This is a genomic window from Pseudomonas sp. LBUM1640 (genome assembly GCF_059716225.1).
Genome location: NZ_CP166816.1, coordinates 3251720 through 3269445 on the forward strand (window position 1 = coordinate 3251720; position 17726 = coordinate 3269445).

11 protein-coding genes are annotated in these 17726 nt (G+C 59.0%); 5 read left to right on the forward strand and 6 right to left on the reverse strand.

Going from position 1 to position 17726, the window contains the following annotated elements:
* Positions 1-24 precede the first annotated feature (24 nt).
* Both ACA065_RS14670 and msrA read left to right on the forward strand, forming a co-directional pair.
* Positions 25-1785 carry a cytochrome c biogenesis protein DipZ gene (locus ACA065_RS14670; RefSeq protein ID WP_497695140.1) on the forward strand — a complete coding sequence of 587 codons (1761 nt, stop codon included), beginning with the start codon at positions 25-27 and terminating at the stop codon, positions 1783-1785.
* Between the two features lie 177 nt (positions 1786-1962).
* A complete protein-coding gene (gene msrA, locus ACA065_RS14675) occupies positions 1963-2658 on the forward strand; it encodes a peptide-methionine (S)-S-oxide reductase MsrA (protein ID WP_497695141.1) in 696 nt (231 codons plus the stop codon).
* 130 nt (positions 2659-2788) lie between these two features.
* Here msrA and ACA065_RS14680 read toward each other — a convergent pair whose 3' ends face one another.
* The 3 genes from ACA065_RS14680 to ACA065_RS14690 all read right to left on the reverse strand — a co-directional run bounded on the left by ACA065_RS14680 (position 2789) and on the right by ACA065_RS14690 (position 5684).
* Positions 2789-3217, reverse strand: a complete 429-nt coding sequence (locus ACA065_RS14680) for a nuclear transport factor 2 family protein (RefSeq protein WP_497695142.1) — start codon at positions 3215-3217, stop codon at positions 2789-2791.
* Between the two features lie 104 nt (positions 3218-3321).
* Positions 3322-4272, reverse strand: coding sequence for an alpha-E domain-containing protein (locus tag ACA065_RS14685; protein WP_497695143.1), 951 nt, complete (start codon positions 4270-4272; stop codon positions 3322-3324).
* A gap of 2 nt (positions 4273-4274) precedes the next feature.
* A complete protein-coding gene (locus ACA065_RS14690) occupies positions 4275-5684 on the reverse strand; it encodes a circularly permuted type 2 ATP-grasp protein (protein WP_448651334.1) in 1410 nt (469 codons plus the stop codon).
* A 428-nt stretch (positions 5685-6112) separates the two neighbouring features.
* Between ACA065_RS14690 and ACA065_RS14695 the strand changes: the two genes are divergently transcribed.
* The 3 genes from ACA065_RS14695 (at position 6113) to ACA065_RS14705 (ending at position 7100) form a co-directional block, all read left to right on the forward strand.
* Positions 6113-6658, forward strand: coding sequence for a hypothetical protein (locus ACA065_RS14695; protein ID WP_497695144.1), 546 nt, complete (start codon positions 6113-6115; stop codon positions 6656-6658).
* An 80-nt stretch (positions 6659-6738) separates the two neighbouring features.
* Entirely contained in the window at positions 6739-6951 is a 213-nt protein-coding gene (locus ACA065_RS14700; RefSeq protein ID WP_497695145.1) for a hypothetical protein, read from the forward strand.
* Between the two features lie 11 nt (positions 6952-6962).
* Complete coding sequence (locus ACA065_RS14705; RefSeq protein WP_497695146.1) at positions 6963-7100, forward strand: hypothetical protein; 138 nt, start codon at positions 6963-6965, stop codon at positions 7098-7100.
* 53 nt (positions 7101-7153) lie between these two features.
* On the opposite strand, the gene ACA065_RS14710 is transcribed toward ACA065_RS14705, so the two are convergent.
* From ACA065_RS14710 to ACA065_RS14720, 3 genes are all read right to left on the reverse strand, one after another.
* Complete coding sequence (locus tag ACA065_RS14710; RefSeq protein ID WP_497695147.1) at positions 7154-11122, reverse strand: hypothetical protein; 3969 nt, start codon at positions 11120-11122, stop codon at positions 7154-7156.
* Between the two features lie 164 nt (positions 11123-11286).
* Positions 11287-12624 (reverse strand): cation:proton antiporter, encoded by a 1338-nt coding sequence (locus tag ACA065_RS14715; protein ID WP_497695148.1) that lies wholly within the window; start codon positions 12622-12624, stop codon positions 11287-11289.
* 71 nt (positions 12625-12695) lie between these two features.
* Positions 12696-17699 carry a glycosyltransferase gene (locus tag ACA065_RS14720; RefSeq protein WP_497695149.1) on the reverse strand — a complete coding sequence of 1668 codons (5004 nt, stop codon included), beginning with the start codon at positions 17697-17699 and terminating at the stop codon, positions 12696-12698.
* Positions 17700-17726: the final 27 nt, after the last annotated feature.

Consider the following 17726-nt stretch of genomic DNA (forward strand, 5'->3'; position numbering starts at 1 on the left):
TCAATACTTATAAGGGAAGATCCCATGTGGCTTCTGGTTCTCGCGTATTTGGGCGGCGTGCTCACAATTGTCAGCCCGTGCATCCTGCCTGTTCTGCCTTTTGTCTTCGCTCGCACCGGGCAGCCGTTTATGCGCAGTGGCTTGCCGCTGTTAGCGGGGATGGCGGTGACATTCGCCCTGGTGGCCTCGCTGGCGGCAGTGGGCGGCGGCTGGGTGGTGCAAGTCAATCAATACGGGCGTTGGCTCGCGTTGCTGTGCGTTGCCCTGTTCGGTCTCACGCTGCTGTTGCCGCAACTGTCGGAGCGTCTGACGCGCCCGTTGGTGGCCGCCGGCAGTCGCTTGTCCGAAGCCGCTGGGGCCGATGCCAAGCCGCGTCCGGGCGCCTCGTTCCTGATCGGCGTGGCCACCGGTTTGCTGTGGGCGCCGTGCGCCGGGCCGATCCTCGGGCTGGTGCTTACGGGCGCCGCGCTGCAGGGTGCCAGCATCGGCACTACCTTGCTCTTGCTGGCCTACGCAGCCGGTGCTGCGACTTCCCTGGCGTTGGCGCTGCTGGTCGGCGGTAAAGTCTTTGGCTTCATGAAAAAGTCCCTGGGTGCCGGGGAGTGGCTGCGCCGTGGCCTTGGCGCGCTGATGCTGGCCGGTGTGGCTGCCATCGCCCTGGGCCTGGACACCGGCGTGCTGTCGCGGTTGTCGACGGCCTCCACCGGTGGCCTGGAGCAAAGCCTGGTGGACAAACTCAGTGCCAAGCCAGAACAGAAGAGCGGGGCGATGATGGCCGGTGGCGCGATGATGGCCGCTGCCAGCCACAGCGACGCCTTGCCGATCGAAGGCACGCTGGCGCCGCTGGAGGGCGCCGTGCAGTGGCTCAACAGCCCGCCACTGACCGCGCAAGCGCTGAAAGGCAAAGTAGTGCTGGTGGATTTCTGGACCTACTCCTGCATCAACTGCCTGCGCACCTTGCCGTATGTCAAAGCCTGGGCCGAGAAATACAAAGACCAGGGGTTGGTGGTGATCGGCGTACACGCCCCGGAATTTGCCTTTGAGCGTGACGTGAACAATGTCACCAAGGCCATGAACGACCTTGGCATTACTTACCCGGTGGCTATCGACAACAACTACAAGATCTGGCGCGCCTTCAATAACCAATACTGGCCGGCGCATTATTTTGCCGATGCCAAGGGCCAGATCCGTTATCACCACTTTGGCGAAGGCGACTACGCCGAGTCTGAGCGCGTGATTCAGCAACTGTTGCGTGAAGCCGGCGCGCCAAATGTCGCCGGGGGCCTGATCGAGGCAGACGCCAAGGGCGTGGAGCAAGCACCGGACATGAACGAGGTGCAATCGCCGGAAACCTACCTGGGCTTTCAGCGGGCGGAAAACTTCGTCAGCACCGCCACCTTGGGCACTGACAAGGTGGTGAATTACCCGGCCGCCGGCAACCTGGCGTTGAACAACTGGACCCTGCAAGGCCAGTGGAACGTCGGCGGCCAACAAGCCAGCCTCGATCAGGCGGGTGGGCGCATCGTCTACCGCTTCCACGCTCGTGACCTGCACCTGGTGCTGGGACCGGGCGCCGATGGCAAGCCGGTGCGTTTCAAGGTGACGATTGACGGCCAGGCCCCCGGCGATGCCCACGGCACCGATGTGGGCCCGGACGGCAGCGGCACGGTGACCGAGCAGCGTTTGTATCAGCTGGTGCGCCAGCCAAGCGGCGTGAAGGATCGCACCTTCAGCATCGAATTCCTCGACCCGCACGTGTCGGCGTATGCCTTCACCTTCGGTTAACCGATTTCTTGACCTGAGCACTCAACCTCTGAGTGGCTAACCCAATCAATGTGGGAGGGGGCTTGCTCCCGAATGCGGTGTGTCAGTCGGCACACCTGTCTCTGATACTGCGCATTCGCGAGCAAGCCCGCTCCCACATTTCGACCCCGTCTATTCAGCTGCACTGGAGTGACCGTGATGAAACTGCTCAAATTTTTTCCGGTGTTGGCCTTCGCTGCTTTCGTCGGCCAAAGCTCAGCCTTCTCCTTCGGCGCCTCCGACGATGCCGTGATGATCGCGCCGCCCGCACTGGACCTGCCCGCCGAGTCCGGCAACCTGCAAACCGCCGTGTTTGCCGGTGGCTGCTTCTGGGGCGTCCAAGGCGTGTTCCAGCATGTGCAAGGCGTGAAAAACGCGGTGTCCGGCTATGACGGTGGTGCGGCGAACACCGCGCAGTACGAGTCAGTCAGCGGCGGCGATACCGGCCACGCCGAGTCTGTATCGGTGACGTACGACCCGACCAAGGTCAGCTATGGCAAGCTGTTGCAGATCTACTTCTCGGTGGCCCACAACCCCACCGAACTGAACCGCCAGGGCCCGGACAGCGGCACCCAATACCGTTCGGAAATTTTTGCGCAGACTGCCGAGCAGCAAAAAGTCGCCCAGGCCTATATCGCGCAGTTGGACGCGGCCAAGGCCTTCGATAAACCCATCGTGACCAAAGTGGAGATGGGCAAGGCGTTTTACCCGGCCGAGTCCTATCACCAGGACTTCCTGACCGAGAACCCGTCTTACCCGTACATCGTGATCAATGACCTGCCGAAAGTGGCGCAGCTGAAAAAGCTGTTCCCGGACCAATACCGAGCAGAACCGGTGCTGGTCAAAAACCAATAACCCCTACCAGCGATAGAGCGATAGTTCCCACGCTGCGCGTGGGAATTGCGCAATCGACGCTCCGCGTCCGCTTTTAAAGGCGTGACGCGCAACGTCACAGTCGGTATTCCCACGCAGAACGTGGGAACAATCATCCCTTGGCTTTCGCCAGATATGGCGCCAACCGCCGCCCCATTTCCTCACCCAACGCCTGCAGCCCACTCAACGGCCGCACCATCACTTCAAACTCAACGATCTGCCCCAGCTCATTAAAGCGAATCAGATCAATGCCCTTAAGCTGCTTGTCACCCACCCGCGCGCTGAACTCCAACACCACACTGAGCCCATCGCCCGTAGCCAGTTCGCGATGATATTTGAAGTCTTCAAACACCTTGATCACCGTGTTGAGAATCATCGACACCACGGGCGCGCCAGGGTAGGGCGTGTGCGCCATGGGCGAGCGGAAGACGGCATCAGGCGCCAGCAGTTCAGGCAGCGATTGAAGATCGCGACCCGCCAGCATGGTGTGCCAGCGTTGCAAGGTTTGGGCGGCGGCGGGTGTCAGTGTCAGTTCGGACATGCTCTGTACCTGTTCTTAGGGTGGGAAGGCCTTTCACCTGCCCAACATAAGAGCGGCACAGAAGCAGGGTCAATCACCCGAACTGACAGTTAAGTGACTGCAACTCACACCACTTCCAGATACGAGCTATGAATCGCGCGCGCCAGCTCGCGTACCGTGTCAATAAAGTCCGTGAGCCGGCTGTGCAGGCCGTCTTCGAGGATTTCATCGATCCCGGTATAGCGCAGCCGCGCCTCAAACTCAGCCGCCAGGCGCTGCGCCGTGCGCCCATAACTGCCGGGCAAGTCCGCCAGGATATGGCTCAACTCCTCAATACACGCATGCAACGAACGCGGCACATCACTGCGCAACAACAGCAACTCCGACACCGAGCGCGCATTCAACGCATTCGGGTAAAGCTCGGTATACGCCTCGAATGACGACAACGCGCGGAGCAGGGCGCTCCACTGGTAATAACCGCGCGCCGACAAATCGCTGACTTCCTCCGACTCCTCGCCAAACATCTCATAGCGCGCATCCAGCAAGCGCAAGGTGTTGTCTGCGCGCTCGACAAAGGTGCCCAGGCGAATAAACCGATACGCATCGTTACGCATGATGGTGCCGGACGTAGCGCCCCGAAACAGGTGCGAGCGCTGCTTGACCCAGTCACAGAAGTGGCTGATGCCGTGGCGTGCCAGGCCACCGGCAGCGATGCTGCGCATTTCCAGCCAGGTGGCGTTGAGGTTTTCCCACATGTCGGCGGTAATGCGCCCGCGTACCGCATGGGCATTGCCCCTGGCAGCGCGCAGGCAGTTGTAGATACTGGCGGGGTTTTCTTCGTCGAGCGCGAAGAAGTGCAGCATGCGCATCGCGTCCAGTTGTTTGTGACGCTCCAGGTAACTCTCGAGTGTGCCGCTGCTGAGCAACGACATGGCCAGTTCGTCCAGGCCATCGCTGTGCCCGGCCTGGGGCATCAGCGACAGCGAATAACTGACTTCGAGCATGCGCGCCAGGTTTTCGGCGCGCTCCAGGTAACGGGACATCCAGTACAGATCTGCGGCGGTTCTACTCAACATACTCAGCCCTCCACCACCCAGGTGTCCTTGGTTCCGCCGCCTTGCGACGAGTTGACGATCAACGAGCCTTCCTTGAGTGCCACGCGGGTCAGGCCGCCGGGCACCAGGCGAGTTTCCTTGCCCGAGAGCACGAACGGGCGCAGGTCGATATGCCGTGGCGCGATGCCGTTTTCGACAAAGGTGGGGCAGGTGGACAGGCTCAGGGTCGGTTGGGCGATATACGCGTGCGGGCGCGCCTTGATGCGTTGGCGGAAGTCTTCGATCTCGGCGGCCGTTGACGCAGGGCCGACCAGCATGCCGTAGCCGCCGGAGCCCTGGGTTTCCTTGACCACCAGTTCCGGCAGGTGCGCCAGAACATGGGACAGCTCATCCGGTTTACGGCACTGGAAGGTCGGCACGTTTTGCAGGATCGGCTCTTCATCCAGGTAGAAGCGGATCATCTCCGGCACATACGGGTAGATGGATTTGTCGTCAGCCACGCCGGTGCCGATGGCGTTGGCGAGCACCACGTTGCCGGCGCAGTAGGCAGCCACCAGGCCGGGTACGCCGAGCATCGAGTCAGGGTTGAAGGCTTTGGGGTCGAGGAAAGCGTCGTCGATTCGCCGGTAAATCACGTCCACCGGCTTGGGGCCGTCGGTGGTGCGCATGAACACCTTGAGGTCATGCACGAACAGGTCGGCACCTTCGACCAGCTCCACGCCCATTTCCCGGGCGAGGAACGCGTGTTCAAAGAATGCGCTGTTGAAGCGCCCGGGCGTCAATACCACCACATTGGGGTTGTCCAGGCGGCTGGAGCTTTTCAGGGTCTTGAGCAGCAGGTTGGGGTAGTGGTCCACCGGCGCAATGCGCTGTTTGGCGAACACTTCGGGGAACAGGCGCATCATCATCTTGCGGTCTTCGAGCATGTAGCTCACGCCGCTGGGGGTGCGCAGGTTGTCTTCGAGCACGTAGTAGGTGCCGTCGCCGTCGCGCACCAGGTCGACCCCGGAAATATGCGAATAGATGCCACGGTGCAGGTCCAGCCCGACCATTGCCTTCTGATAACCCTCGTTGCCCAGCACCTGGTCCGCCGGAATGATCCCGGCCTTGATGATGCGCTGGTCGTGGTAGATGTCGGCAAGGAACATGTTCAGCGCATTGACCCGCTGGATACAGCCGCGTTCGATCACGCTCCATTCACTGGCGGGAATGCTGCGCGGGATGATGTCGAAGGGGATCAGGCGCTCGGTGTCCTGCTCGTCGCCGTAGAGGGTGAAGGTGATCCCGGCGCGGTGGAACAATAAGTCGGCTTCGCGGCGCCTCTGGGCCAGCAGTTCCGGCGGCGTATTGGCCAGCCAGCGGGAGAAATCCTGATAATGCGCACGGCACACGCCGTCTGCGTCATTCATTTCATCAAAGAAAGATCGAGCCATTCCAGTACCTTGTCAGTGCCTAAGGAAGCTTGAGTGGCACTGCCGCTTTAAAAAACGCATTTTTTTATGAACCCGTGGCGCAGGGTGCCAACAGGCCTGGTCCTTACTTTCTTATGGGGTCGGCTCTGGGTCGGGGGGTAACGAATGCTCCTGTATCCGGGCAGATGAATGGATAAAGCAATGCTTGTGCCGAAACTGGGCGCAACAGTGATTTACCTTGTGGCGGGGGAGCTTGCTCCCGCTGGAGTGCGCAGCGCTCCCGCTTTTTTTGGGGCTGCTGCGCAGCCCGGCGCGAGCAAGCTCACTCACTACAACGGCCCGCTCGCCACAAGAGTGCATGCCGTGTTCCAAAATGGTGCATGAACAAACTTGAACTTCGCGCAGCCCCGATTCTTCTAACAAGACTCGAAACAGTGTGGAGCACCGTCGTGCCCAGAATCATCTCTCCAAGCACCCCCGAAGCGGTCGTGAACGAACACAGTGAACACAACGCCAAGATCTTCGGTTCACCCAAGGACCGACTCGACTTTTATCGGCGCGAGATCCAGTACGAAACCACCATCCTGGCCAACCGTACCGACGCCTACCTCACCGCGCAGTCATTTTTGGTCATCGCCTTTGTCTCCGGCATGGGCAACCTGAACCCGGAATGGGGCAAGTTTTTCACCTTGATAGTGCCGGTGTTCCTGGCCTCCCTTGGTGTGCTCAGCTCCCTCAACGCCTGGCCGGGTATCCGTGCTGCGTACGAAATCATCGACCATTGGCATTACAAGCAGAGCGAACTGCTGCGCAGCGAGCCGGTGATGGGCTTGGCTTATGACGATTCGCCACTGTTCTGTGAGACCGAGTCGTCTCACAAGGGCTATCGCAAGTCGCTGCTGTTCTCGATGCGTGCGCCGTGGCTGTTCATGGTGTTCTGGGTATTGCTGGGCGCTTACGCGTTTTATATTCAGGTCGATAACCCGGTCTCATAAGACAATTGGAACTTCATCGCCCCATGCAGGACCTTACCTTGACGCAGCCTGTGTTTTCCAAAACTGCGAAGAGGTGACCCATGACCACAAGTAACGATCCGCAAGTCAGCAACCGCAACGACCCGGCTATCGACGGCGGCGAACCGGCCCCCGGCACCGCCGCCGATGCGCCTAAAGACCCAACGCCGGCGAAAGACCCCAAAGCCAAGGACAACGACTACAGCCCGGATTTCAAGCCAACGCCTGAGCCCAAGCCTGAAACCGATGCTGATATCGACACCCAAGGCGGTTAGAGGAGACGGTCATGTCAAAAGTCGACGAAGAAGAACTCAATGACCCGGGCAACGAAGACCCGGGCTCATTGATGGATGATGCGCAAGTGCCGCTGAACGATCTGGATGACGCAGCGGATGTCGGCCACACCGAGAACCAGCCTGACTAACCTGGCCAGTGCTCGGCCGTGGCTCGCCCGTCGGCGTAGCCACGGCCGTGTGCTCAAGAAAAATGACGTGGGCGGTAGTTGATGAAGGTTTCTTGGCTCGAAGGCAAGCCGTCCAGGGGCGTGGTGTCGACGATGATCTTTTGCCCGTGGCGTTTAAAGACTTCATGCGCCGTCCCTTTTGCGGCCTCATCTCGAATTAGAATGCTCGCCATCGCCTTGGCCTTCTCGGGTGTAAGCCCCCGATACCGTTGATTGAGTTTCACCGCCAGTTGATTACGGTCAGCGGTCACACCGGTGGCGCCGTAATTCATGGTTACTGGCCCTTCAAAGGCTTTGACGGGACGTTCGATAAGGGTTTGAAACTCATGCGCGAAGGATGTACTGATACCGTCCGCGCCGTGGCAGACCAGCAAGCGCACATTATCGTAATGCATCGGGTTAACATTCTTACTTTTCAATAACTCCAGCAGGCCTTCTGCGTCATACGCGACGCCGTCAACCACGACTTTGGTGCCGTTGAACAGCAGTGGATCAGAGGGCCCGGGTGCGACACCATGGGCGGAGATGTTCAGGCGCGTAGTGCCTTTGTAGGTGTCCTCAAAGGTGTGCATCTGGCTGCCGATAAATTTCAGATTGTGCATGGGGCCACCCATGCGCACGACATTGTCACTCCTCAAACCCCGGCTGAGCAGGCTGTCATCGATCTTGCCTGCGACGCTGCCGTCGATGGGTGCGGACCTTTGGGCGATAAAGCCTTTCAGGGGTTTTCCATACACGTGCTTTTTGCGTGGATCATAGGCGTACCAGGTGCTGGTTGGTTCATCCAGCTTGGCCAGGGCCGTGCCTTCATTGATACCCTGCGCCGACTTGTAGGTGCCCTGGGCGATGTCTGGGTGTTTGATCACATCCAGCAGGTCCACACTGCGCGTGGTCCCACGTAAATAATTGATGCCCTTTTGCGTCGCCGCTAATGTCCTGCGCGTTCCGGCCCAGGCGCTACGGGCCAGATCATCAATACCGCTCAAGGGATTGAGGCTGCCCACGGCCGCTCGCCCGACAATCTTCACGACCTGGGCGACCTTGCCCAAGGCCGAAGCCCCGGCGGCCAGGGCTTTAGCACCTCTGGCCGCGACACCTGCGCCTATCACGAAACCAAAGATATCCACGATCAGATCGTTGGCAGCCTCATTAAAGTTGCCCTTTTGAAAGTTGACGATCGCCGAGCGAAACGGGATCAGGTTCAGGGCAAACTCCCCAACACTTTCATGTGTGGGTACTTCGGTGTCGAAGGTGGTCAAGCCCTTGGCTGATTGCCTGGCAGCAGGCAGGTCAATGTCCTTGAGCACAGCGTCGACTATATAAGCGGTCCTGTCACTGCTGAAACTGCGTGGAACACCTGGGGTGCCAGTAGCCTCATCGGTCAACCCCGGTGCGTATTCACCGCTGGGCGTGATGACTTCAAACAGTGTGTAAGGGCGGATACCTACGTTCGTACGGTCGCCCGTCTCAAAGTCTCCCAGGTCACGACGCGGGATAATCTCGCTTTTCAAACGATTGATATCATACGTCTTGAACTTGCCGTTGCGTTCCGTCTTGACCAACACGCTGCCTTCAGTGGCACGTTTGCGTCTGGGCTGCCCGGTATTTTTCCTGGAAAGGTTCATTTGTTTGACGACGGTTATTTTTCCGTACTCCAGATTCTGACGGTCCTCCAGCGGCAGTGCCGAAATCATGTGCTTGATCTGGGCCTTTGTGGTTTTTTCCAGGTCAGTGGCGAAATTCGAGAATGCCGCATCGAATGTCGGGCTAATGTCCCCAATCGACTTGATCGCATTGAGCGCCTTCTGAATATCAACGTCGGGTGATGAAGAAACCCATGTGCCTGTTGGCGGGTGCTTTACCGCGCCATGATCTATGGCTAAACCCACCCCTGGTTGTAGGGCCAGGGCTTGCCGGCCGAACGCTCCAAGGTCGTCGTTCGGACCAGGGGGCGCAGAGACCGCTGCGCGCCCATCCCTGCACAGGTCCAGCACTGAGTAAGGGCCAGGAAAATGCCTGTTGGAGGGCTGCAGGGTGATGCACTTTTTTTCAAGCTGCTCGGTACTCATGCCCGGCAGTGCCTTTTTCAGCAAGGGGAGTGCCGTGTCGCTCATCGTGGGGACGGTTTCAATAGAGGTCAGTGCGGCAGCTTTAAGCTCGCCGATCTGAGCATTGAAAGCCGTACGTACCGCTTCCATCGCTTCACTGGTCTGGGGGAATCCCAGCCCGTGGGCCACCGCCCAGTCCTTGAGCGCTTGGCTTTGAGCGAGGTATTCATGGCGCTGCTCTTCAACGGTGACGGGGGCAATGCTTGCGTAGTGCATGACCTCCCAATACGTCATCGCCGCTGTCGCACCGGGAGATTTTGCTTCGATACGACCCACCGCGGTCACAAAACTGACCCAGGAATGCGAGCCCAGCACGATCGCGTCCGGTATTTGTTTTACGAGAAACTCCGGCGCTCGCGTGGAGAGCCTCAAGGTCGAGTAAAGGCCGGCGGTTTGAAGACTCGTCACCTTGCCACCCGTCACCAGTGACACGTGCAACTCATTTAAGACCGTTGCGGCGGTCTTGCCTGCGTTGCCGGCTGTCATCAACCGATACCCTTCGATATTCAGGGGGGAATCGTCGTTTTCAACGGCCGTCTCAGCGTGCTTGTCCACGCTCAAAGCGGCCAGCAGCCAGTCATCTGCGCTACCTTTGACTGACTTCGCGTCGAACTCGGCTTGAAGGGCAGCACCCAGCGCCTTGCCCTTGGGCGACCCCACCAGGTTGTCGATCAAAAGCCGTGGGTTACGTGCCTCAGGCGCGGAAATCGGCCATTTATCCAACAGGTACTCCAGCACGTTCTTGAAGGCGCCCAGGTCAATACCCCCCGGCTTGCCTTGAGCGATCATGACCTTCAAGTCCTGGTAAATCGTGGGGTCGACAGGCTGAGGCCACCCCAAGGCTCCCGAGTAATCGCCGTGCACGGGCGCGTGAGGTTCGGGCGTCATCAGCGCTTTAGCGAGGTTGTCCAATTGTTCGAGGGTGCTGGGGATGTTCATCCCGTGGTCATCGAGATACTGCCTGAGGCTTATGCCGTTGGACTTGTCCGCCTTGGCCGGCTTGTAACTGCTGTCTTGGGGTACATAGACCTTCAGCTTGATCAGTTCATCGTCAATCCCGACTTCGTCTTCATCACCGTTCTGAACACGCCTGGACAGATCCTGCAGGTTGTAGCTGGCCTGGTATCGGCTATCGATATCGCCCAAAGCGGACCTATGGCGCTCAAGCACGGTTTGACTGCGGCTTTTACTCAATGCCCGATCCTGCTCCGGGGGCAGTTGAACAAATGACTTATCCCGCAGAAGCTCCACGGCGCGCGCCTGGGCAGCAGCGCGTGTGGGTGTTGCGGGTTCTTGATAAAACTGTCTGATTGTTTCGAGCGGAGCGCGCTCGCTGTCAGCACTCTGGGGAGGGTTTACGCTGGCCGCGTCATCGCCCACCACGACAATCTCCGCTGCCGCCAGCACCGGCCCGCTTATCGCTGCCCAGCGTGCATCACTCTGGTTCAATGTGTGCAGCACACGTTGCGGGTCACGTTCACGCTTGAGTCTGAATGAAATCTCACCCGAGCCGGGTTTGAGCACGACTGTTGTAGGGTCCACGCCAACTTCAGTCATCCATTGGCGAATTTCCTGGGATTGCATCGCGAGGCCCATCTGCGACCACCACTGCCCGAACGTTGAGGTTGAGGGAATGGGATAGACGTGGATGGCGGCGTCATGCGTCGCATCGCCGTTGATCTCAAGCAGTGCCGCACGGTAGAGCGGCGCCAGTTCGTTATCGCCCTCGGTGTGAGCATCGGCGGGTAACACCGGAGGGGAAGACAGGCCAACGTGGTGCGTGGGGGCGGGCTGTTCATTGGCTGCTGCTGGCGCACTGGCCGTAGGGTTGGGGCCGTTTTGCAACGTGGAAACACTGGAGGAGGCTGATATCATTCGGGTCTCAGTATGGGAAAATCAGACGGGCATCGGTAGGGTTAATCTGTTGAATACCCCCTCTATGTGTCTGAAACTTCCCAAGTCATTCCCTGAAAGTGTCCGTCAATCATTTACCGCATATTGCCTCACTGTCCTGGCTTGATGTCCGGGTGATGGTGGCGTTACTTGGCACGTCGCTCATACCACGCCAGCATCGGCTGGGTACTGAGGCCATGCACGACGATGCTCAAGGCGATCACTGACACGGTAAGGTTCACCGCCACTGCGCTGCTGGTGCCGATCAGCCCGTGGTTGAGCGCGTAGAACAGGTAGTAGATGCTGCCGATGCCGCGAATGCCGAACCAGCCAATCAAGCCGCGCTGGCGGTAATCGATCAACTTGCCCCACGGCATCGCCAGCACACTGACGGGTCGAATCACGCAGAACAGCAGCGCCGCCACTGGCAGTGCTCGCCAATCCCAATGGCTGATCAGCACGATGCCCAGCACGGTGACCAGAAATACCTCCATCGAACGTTCCACCAGGCTCCCGAACGACAGCATGTCGCCCATCATCACCCCGGCGGCGATTTGCGTATCCGCCAGCTCACTCACATCCCCCTTTAACGCTCTATCCGGCTCCACCTCCAGGTGGCCGACCACCGGCAGCGCCAAATGCTCCGAGGGGGTTTGCGAGTTGCCGGTGGATTTGAATTCGGCCTGGCGCAGGCCCAGCCCGGCGGCAAATACCGACAGAAAGCCATAGCCGCCCAGCGCTTCAGCCACCACGTACGCCAGGGCAATCAATGCCAGGGTCAGGTAATCGTTGGGCGACAAGGTGCTGTCTTCATTGGTAATGCGCATCCACAACGTCATACGACCGATACCGCGGCCCATCCAGTAGCCGGTCAACAGCCCGACCGGCACGGCCCACAGCAGGTTTTTCAACACCCAGCCACCGAGCCAGTCGCCGTCAAACCCGCCGTGTTGCATGAACAGCAGTGCAAAGATCACAAAGGGAAACGCAGTGCCATCGTTCAACCCGGCTTCGCCGGACAAGCCAAACCGCAGCGCGTCATAGTCTTGAGCATTGTTGACCTGAACCAGCCCAGCCAGCACCGGATCGGTGGGCGCAAGAATGGCGCCGACCAACAGCGAAACACCCCATGGCAACGCAAACAGGTAATGCAGCGCCAGGCATACACCGAGGATGGTCAGCAGCATCACCGGCCCTGCCATGCCATACGCAACGCGCCAGGTGCGATGCCGCAGTGGCAACCGCAGTTTCAAGCCGCTGACAAACAGGGAAAACAGCACCGCGACTTCTGTCAGGTGCTCCATCCAGCGTGCGGAGCCTTTGATATCAAGGTGCAACAGGTCGACGCCGAGCGGGCCGATGGCGACGCCCAGCAACAGGCACACCGCCGAGGTGGTCACCGGCATCCAGCGCAGGTAGGAGGAGGTGAGGGCGAGGGTCAGCAATACCGCACCCAGTACGGCCAACCATAGAATAAATGTCATCGAGCGTGCACCGGGCCGTGGTCTGTCCAGGTTGGAGGACGACGGCCGGGTGCTGGTTCAATGTACTTCGATCAGGTTCCGATCCAGGAGTGCTCGGCACCCACCTTGATGTTGAACTGATAGCGAAGCGGAAAGTAATGTTCCTTCATCTTCTGTATCTGGTTATGCAGAAGGTCTGGAGGCGCAATACCATTTCTGTTGTAGGCCTCACGTACGTCCGTTGTGACGTCGACAATCGGGCCCTTCGCCACGAGCACTCGATCGGTTACCTCGGCTTCCTTGGTGAGTCCATCAATTCCCAGGTCGTACATATCGGGTCTTTTCGACTTCAGGACGTCGTTAAACGTATTAGGCCCCACGGTATCGAAGATTTTTTTCTCATAATCGAGGAACTCAGGGGTGTAGATAACCGCGCCATCAGCCCCTCGGGAAACAGTCGGTCGACTGGCCGCGAAGTAGGCTTTGTTCGCGGCGAACCGTTTGTTCATCTCAGTGATCATGTTTTCAAGCACAGGATTACCCGAACGTGTAGCAAAATTGCTCGTGTTGTAGAAGGTTTTATAGTCGGTGACCCTATGCACACTCGGCGCGCCAAGCAGCACGTCGTCCGCGCCGGCCACCAGCGAATCGGCACTGATCTTGCCTTGAATGACATCATCGGTATCGAGGTACACCCCGCCATGTTTATGCATGATCGGATAGCGTGCCACGTCCGAAGCAGCGGCCAGGTTTTTCCCTTGCCCTTGCCGGAAGTAGGTGTACATCTCGCTATTCTTCACCTGTTTGAAGGCCTCATCCTCATGCAGATTCACGACGGTCACGCCGGGGACCTTGCTCTGCAGTTTGGCCTTTATCTGTTGGAAAATAGCCGGGCTGTCGGCATCAACATGAAGAATGGATTTGTACCCCGGGGCCTGATTGGCATTCTTGGCCAGGTTGTCGATCAAGTGCGAAGGCATCTCCTGGCCTGCCCAAAAGTAGTGCAGCTGGGCCGGCACAGGTTTTACGTTTTTCGGAATGTTTACAACCAGCGGCGTCGCAATATCAGCCAGCTTGTACGTTTTCGATTCCAGCTTCTTGGCGTTTGAAAACTCATCAATCGTTCCGCGCTGCCATTTGCCTTTGCCCGTTCTCCAGTAATAGTGAGTGTGTATTTTATCGGTCCCTTCAATGAGTCGGCTTTCTGTCCAGGCGCCGGCTGTACTGTTGAAGGTGACGTCACGATCAACCCCCTGATAGTTGAGCGAGAAGGGCGAGGCGGAATGTTTCGTGAGTTTAATATCATCCATCGGCACCGCAAAAATACCGTTGCCCAAATTCCAGCGTACAGGGGCGCTGCCCGCGCCCCCCAGCAGCTGCTCGGCTCTTGCGGCGGGCACCCATCCGGATGCGCCCAGGTCTTTGACCGGTATATCCGGGCCCGCGCCTTTGGGGTGGAGGATGACGCGCTGGCCGTCCTTTAACCGCGATTCATACAGCAACCCATCGACCCGTATATATTCTTTTTTACTCAGCCCCACATACACGTTGCTCTGTAAACCTTGGGTCGATAATGCGTGCGAGGCGAGGTATTTGGCTTCATAGCCCAATAGAGTGCGGTCCAGTGTTCTGACGTCACCATTGGCTGCAACGCGGCTGGGGGTGAAATCGCGCAGCGGTGGGCCAAAGGCGCGTTTGTTCAAGGCATCGTATTGATGCCAGTTACCCTGGAACATCACGGCCTGTCCCTCGACCGTTTCTTGTCCGACCTTGAACCTGCCGGTTGCCACCAGGCCGTGATGCCGGCTGGCGTTTTGCACGGCGTCTTCACTTGCGATTGCGCGCAAACTGTTGGGGTCGGCGCGCATGGGCGGGTCGGGGATGAAGTTCGCCCGCGGTTTGCCGAAGGCTTGCTTCGTGCGTGGATCGAAGGCGTACCACTGATGGGTCGCCTCATCGAGTTGGGCCAGGGCTTTAGTGCTGCCCGCACTATTGGCCGCTTGGAGTGTTCCCTGCGCAACATCGCCTCTTTTTGCCAACTCAAGCAGATTGACACCCGAATACGAGGCGCGCAGTTGTTTGACACCCTTATAGGTTTTATTGGCCACAAAGCGCCCGGCCTTGAAAACACCCCGCGCCAGATCATCAATACCGCCCACGGGGTTAAGTGCGCCAACCGCTGCCCGGCCGATAATCCTGGACACGTGGCCGACTTTGGAGAGCGCGGACGCGCCGGCCAATACGCCTTTCGCGCCCTTGGCGGCGGCGCCGAGGCCGACCGCGAAACCAAAGATATCGAAGGCCAGATCGACAAGGCCGTCGGTAACCTTGCCCTCTTTGAAATTGTTAATGGCGGACCTGAACGGGATCAGGTTCAGGGCAATCTCTTGAACGATTTTGTAGGTTGGGACTTCAGTCTCATAGGTTGTTGCCCCCTTGGCGTATCGGCGTACCGCAGGCAGATCCATATCCTCGAGCACTGCATCAACGAGGTATTGGGTTCGGGCACTGGTGAAGCTCTTGGGCACACCGTGCGCACTTTGGCTTTCGTCCGTGATCCCAGGTGAGTACTGGCCCGCAGGCTTTATCCGGTCGTATCTTTTACCTTTGGACGGGTACCAACCCTCGGTTGGCGCTTTTTCAGCATACGTCTTGCCCGGCCGCCGGGTGACGGTGCCCTTCAGCCGGTCGATTGCATACGTCATCACGTGCAGGTTGCCGTTAACGTTGCGTTCAGTCTCGACCAGCAGCACGCCGTCTTCAGTACGCAGGGGATAATCCGGCCTGTCGTAGTCAACCTCTCTGCGCACGGTTATTTTGCCGAACTCCAGATTCTGCTTGTCTTCAAGCGGCATTTTGGAAATCAGGTATTTGAGCTGCGCCGACGTGGTCTTTTTGACGGCGTTGGCATATTTCGAATAGTCCTCATCAAACTGCTCCGTCGGGCGTGGCAGGTCTTTGAGTTTTGGCAGCACCTCGTTGATCTTCAACTCATCTGATGATGAGACCCACACGCCAGGCGTCCCGTCAGCTGCAATGCTGATACCGCCTCCCGTCAGGATTTTGAAAATAGTACGCCCCGTGCTGCCCCAGTCACTGTTCGAGTCGGGTGGTGCGCCTACCAGCGCTCTGCCGTCGATATACAGGTCCAACAGTGAGTAAGGGCCGGGGAAGTGGCGGTTGGAGGGCTTTGAGGTAATACATTTTTTCTCGAACAGCTTTGGGTCCATGCCCGGCAAGGCTATTTTCAAGTGTTCGGTCGCTATGGCGACGGTCGTCGGCATCTCTAAGTCTGGCGTGGCAGCGGCCTCGCTCAGCTCACGCAGCTGCGTATCGAACTCCTTGCGCACAGCGGCCAAGGCGGTATCGGTCGTCGGGTAGTCCATGCCATTGGGGGCCGCCCATTCCTTGATCGCCTGGTTCTGAGCGGCATATTCAGCCTGGCGTTCTTCATCGGTGATCGGGGCAGTGCTGGCGGCGAGCATGATGTGCGCATAGCTCATACCGGCTGTCGCGCCGGGCGCTTTTGCTTCTATGCGCGCGACCGCCGTGGTGAAACTGACCCAACTGTGGGTGCCTGCACCTACCTCTTTGGGGATGTCCTGGACCAGGAATTCCGGCGCTCGGCTGGCGAGCATAAGGTGAGCTTGTACCCGTGCTGTTTGCGCGGAGGAGGCCTTGTTGTTGGACACCAGATGAGCCGCCAACGCCTCCACGACCGCCGACGCAGATTTGTTGTGGTTGGCAACTGACACCAGCCTATAGCCCTCGATTTCGGTTGCGCCACCCGAGCCGCCTTTGCTTCCCACGCTCAAGGCCGCCAGCAGCCAGTCGGTGGCGGTGCCTTTAACCGAGCGGGCCGCGAATGTGGCCTCAAGGGCCTTGCCCAGTGCACTGCCTCTGGGCGATTTGACCAAGTCATCGATTAACAGTCGCGGGTTGTTTTGCTCCTGCGCAGAGATTGGCCTGCCGTTGAGCAGGTAATCGAGCACGTTTTTAAAGGGGCTCAACGCGATTGCGCCGAGCGTACCCGTGCGTATGTCTGCCCTCAGTTGTTCCTGGCTTTGCTGGTCAAGCGGAACAGGCCAACTCAGCGCGCCACCCAGGTCGCCGTGGGTGGCAGCCTTGGGGGGCGTGGTGGTCAGGGCGTTTGCCAGGTTCACCACCTGTTCGTGGGTGGTGGGGATGTCCCAGCCATGATCCTGGAGCAGTTGCTGCAGGCTGACTTCGTTGGGGGTGTCAGGACCTGTTGGCCAATAGGTGCCGTCGGCGGATAGCGGGACGGTGTTCTGCAGTTCGGACTGGATTTGCCCGGCCTGTTTGCTGCCAGTGTTCAAAGCCTTCGCGAGACGCCCCAGCGTTTCGCCAGCCAGGTGCCGGTTGCGAATGTCACCCAGAAGCGCTTTTTGGTCTTGGAGTGCGTCCTCACTGCGCGATTTGATCAAGCCGGCAAAGCGGGTTGGATCAAGGCTTTTAAAGTGCTGGCCCTGGCTAAGCTCGTCAGCGCGGCTAAGCATCCCGGGGAACGTAAGGTCCTGCCGTTCTTTATAAAAACGCCCCACTAGCCACCACGGAACCGGTTCGCTCGGGCGCTCGACCGGCGGTGCAAAAGGAGCCTCTGCGCCAATCACGCGTGCGGCCTGAAGGATCGGCCCACTGAGGGCGGCCCACTGGTTATCGTCTTGGCCGACCGTATGCACACTCTGCAGTGGGTCGAGATAGCGCTCAAGGCAGAAGGAAACTTGACCGGATTTCGGGTGGAGTTTTATCGACGCGGGGTCGATACCTACAGTCTGAATCCACTGTTGAACGTCGGGTGATTGGAAGGCGTCATGCAAGTGCCGCCACCATTGGCCGAATGTGGAGTGGGGAGGAATGTAGTCGAAGTCGTCAACGTTGATACGCCGTCCGGCCAGGCTCAGGGCAATCGAGTACTGCGTTGCCAATTCACGGTCTCCCCCTGCACGCGTGGTGACTTCGAGTTGCGGCGGGGAAGCGTCGTCACGTTTTTGCCTGTGCAGCGGCGGCAGGGGGGAAGGTGCTGGCGCCTGTGACGGGTGAGGGATATCGGGAATGCGATGGGAAACGCTGTGCATAAGGTCTGTCGCCTGAGAAATAACAGG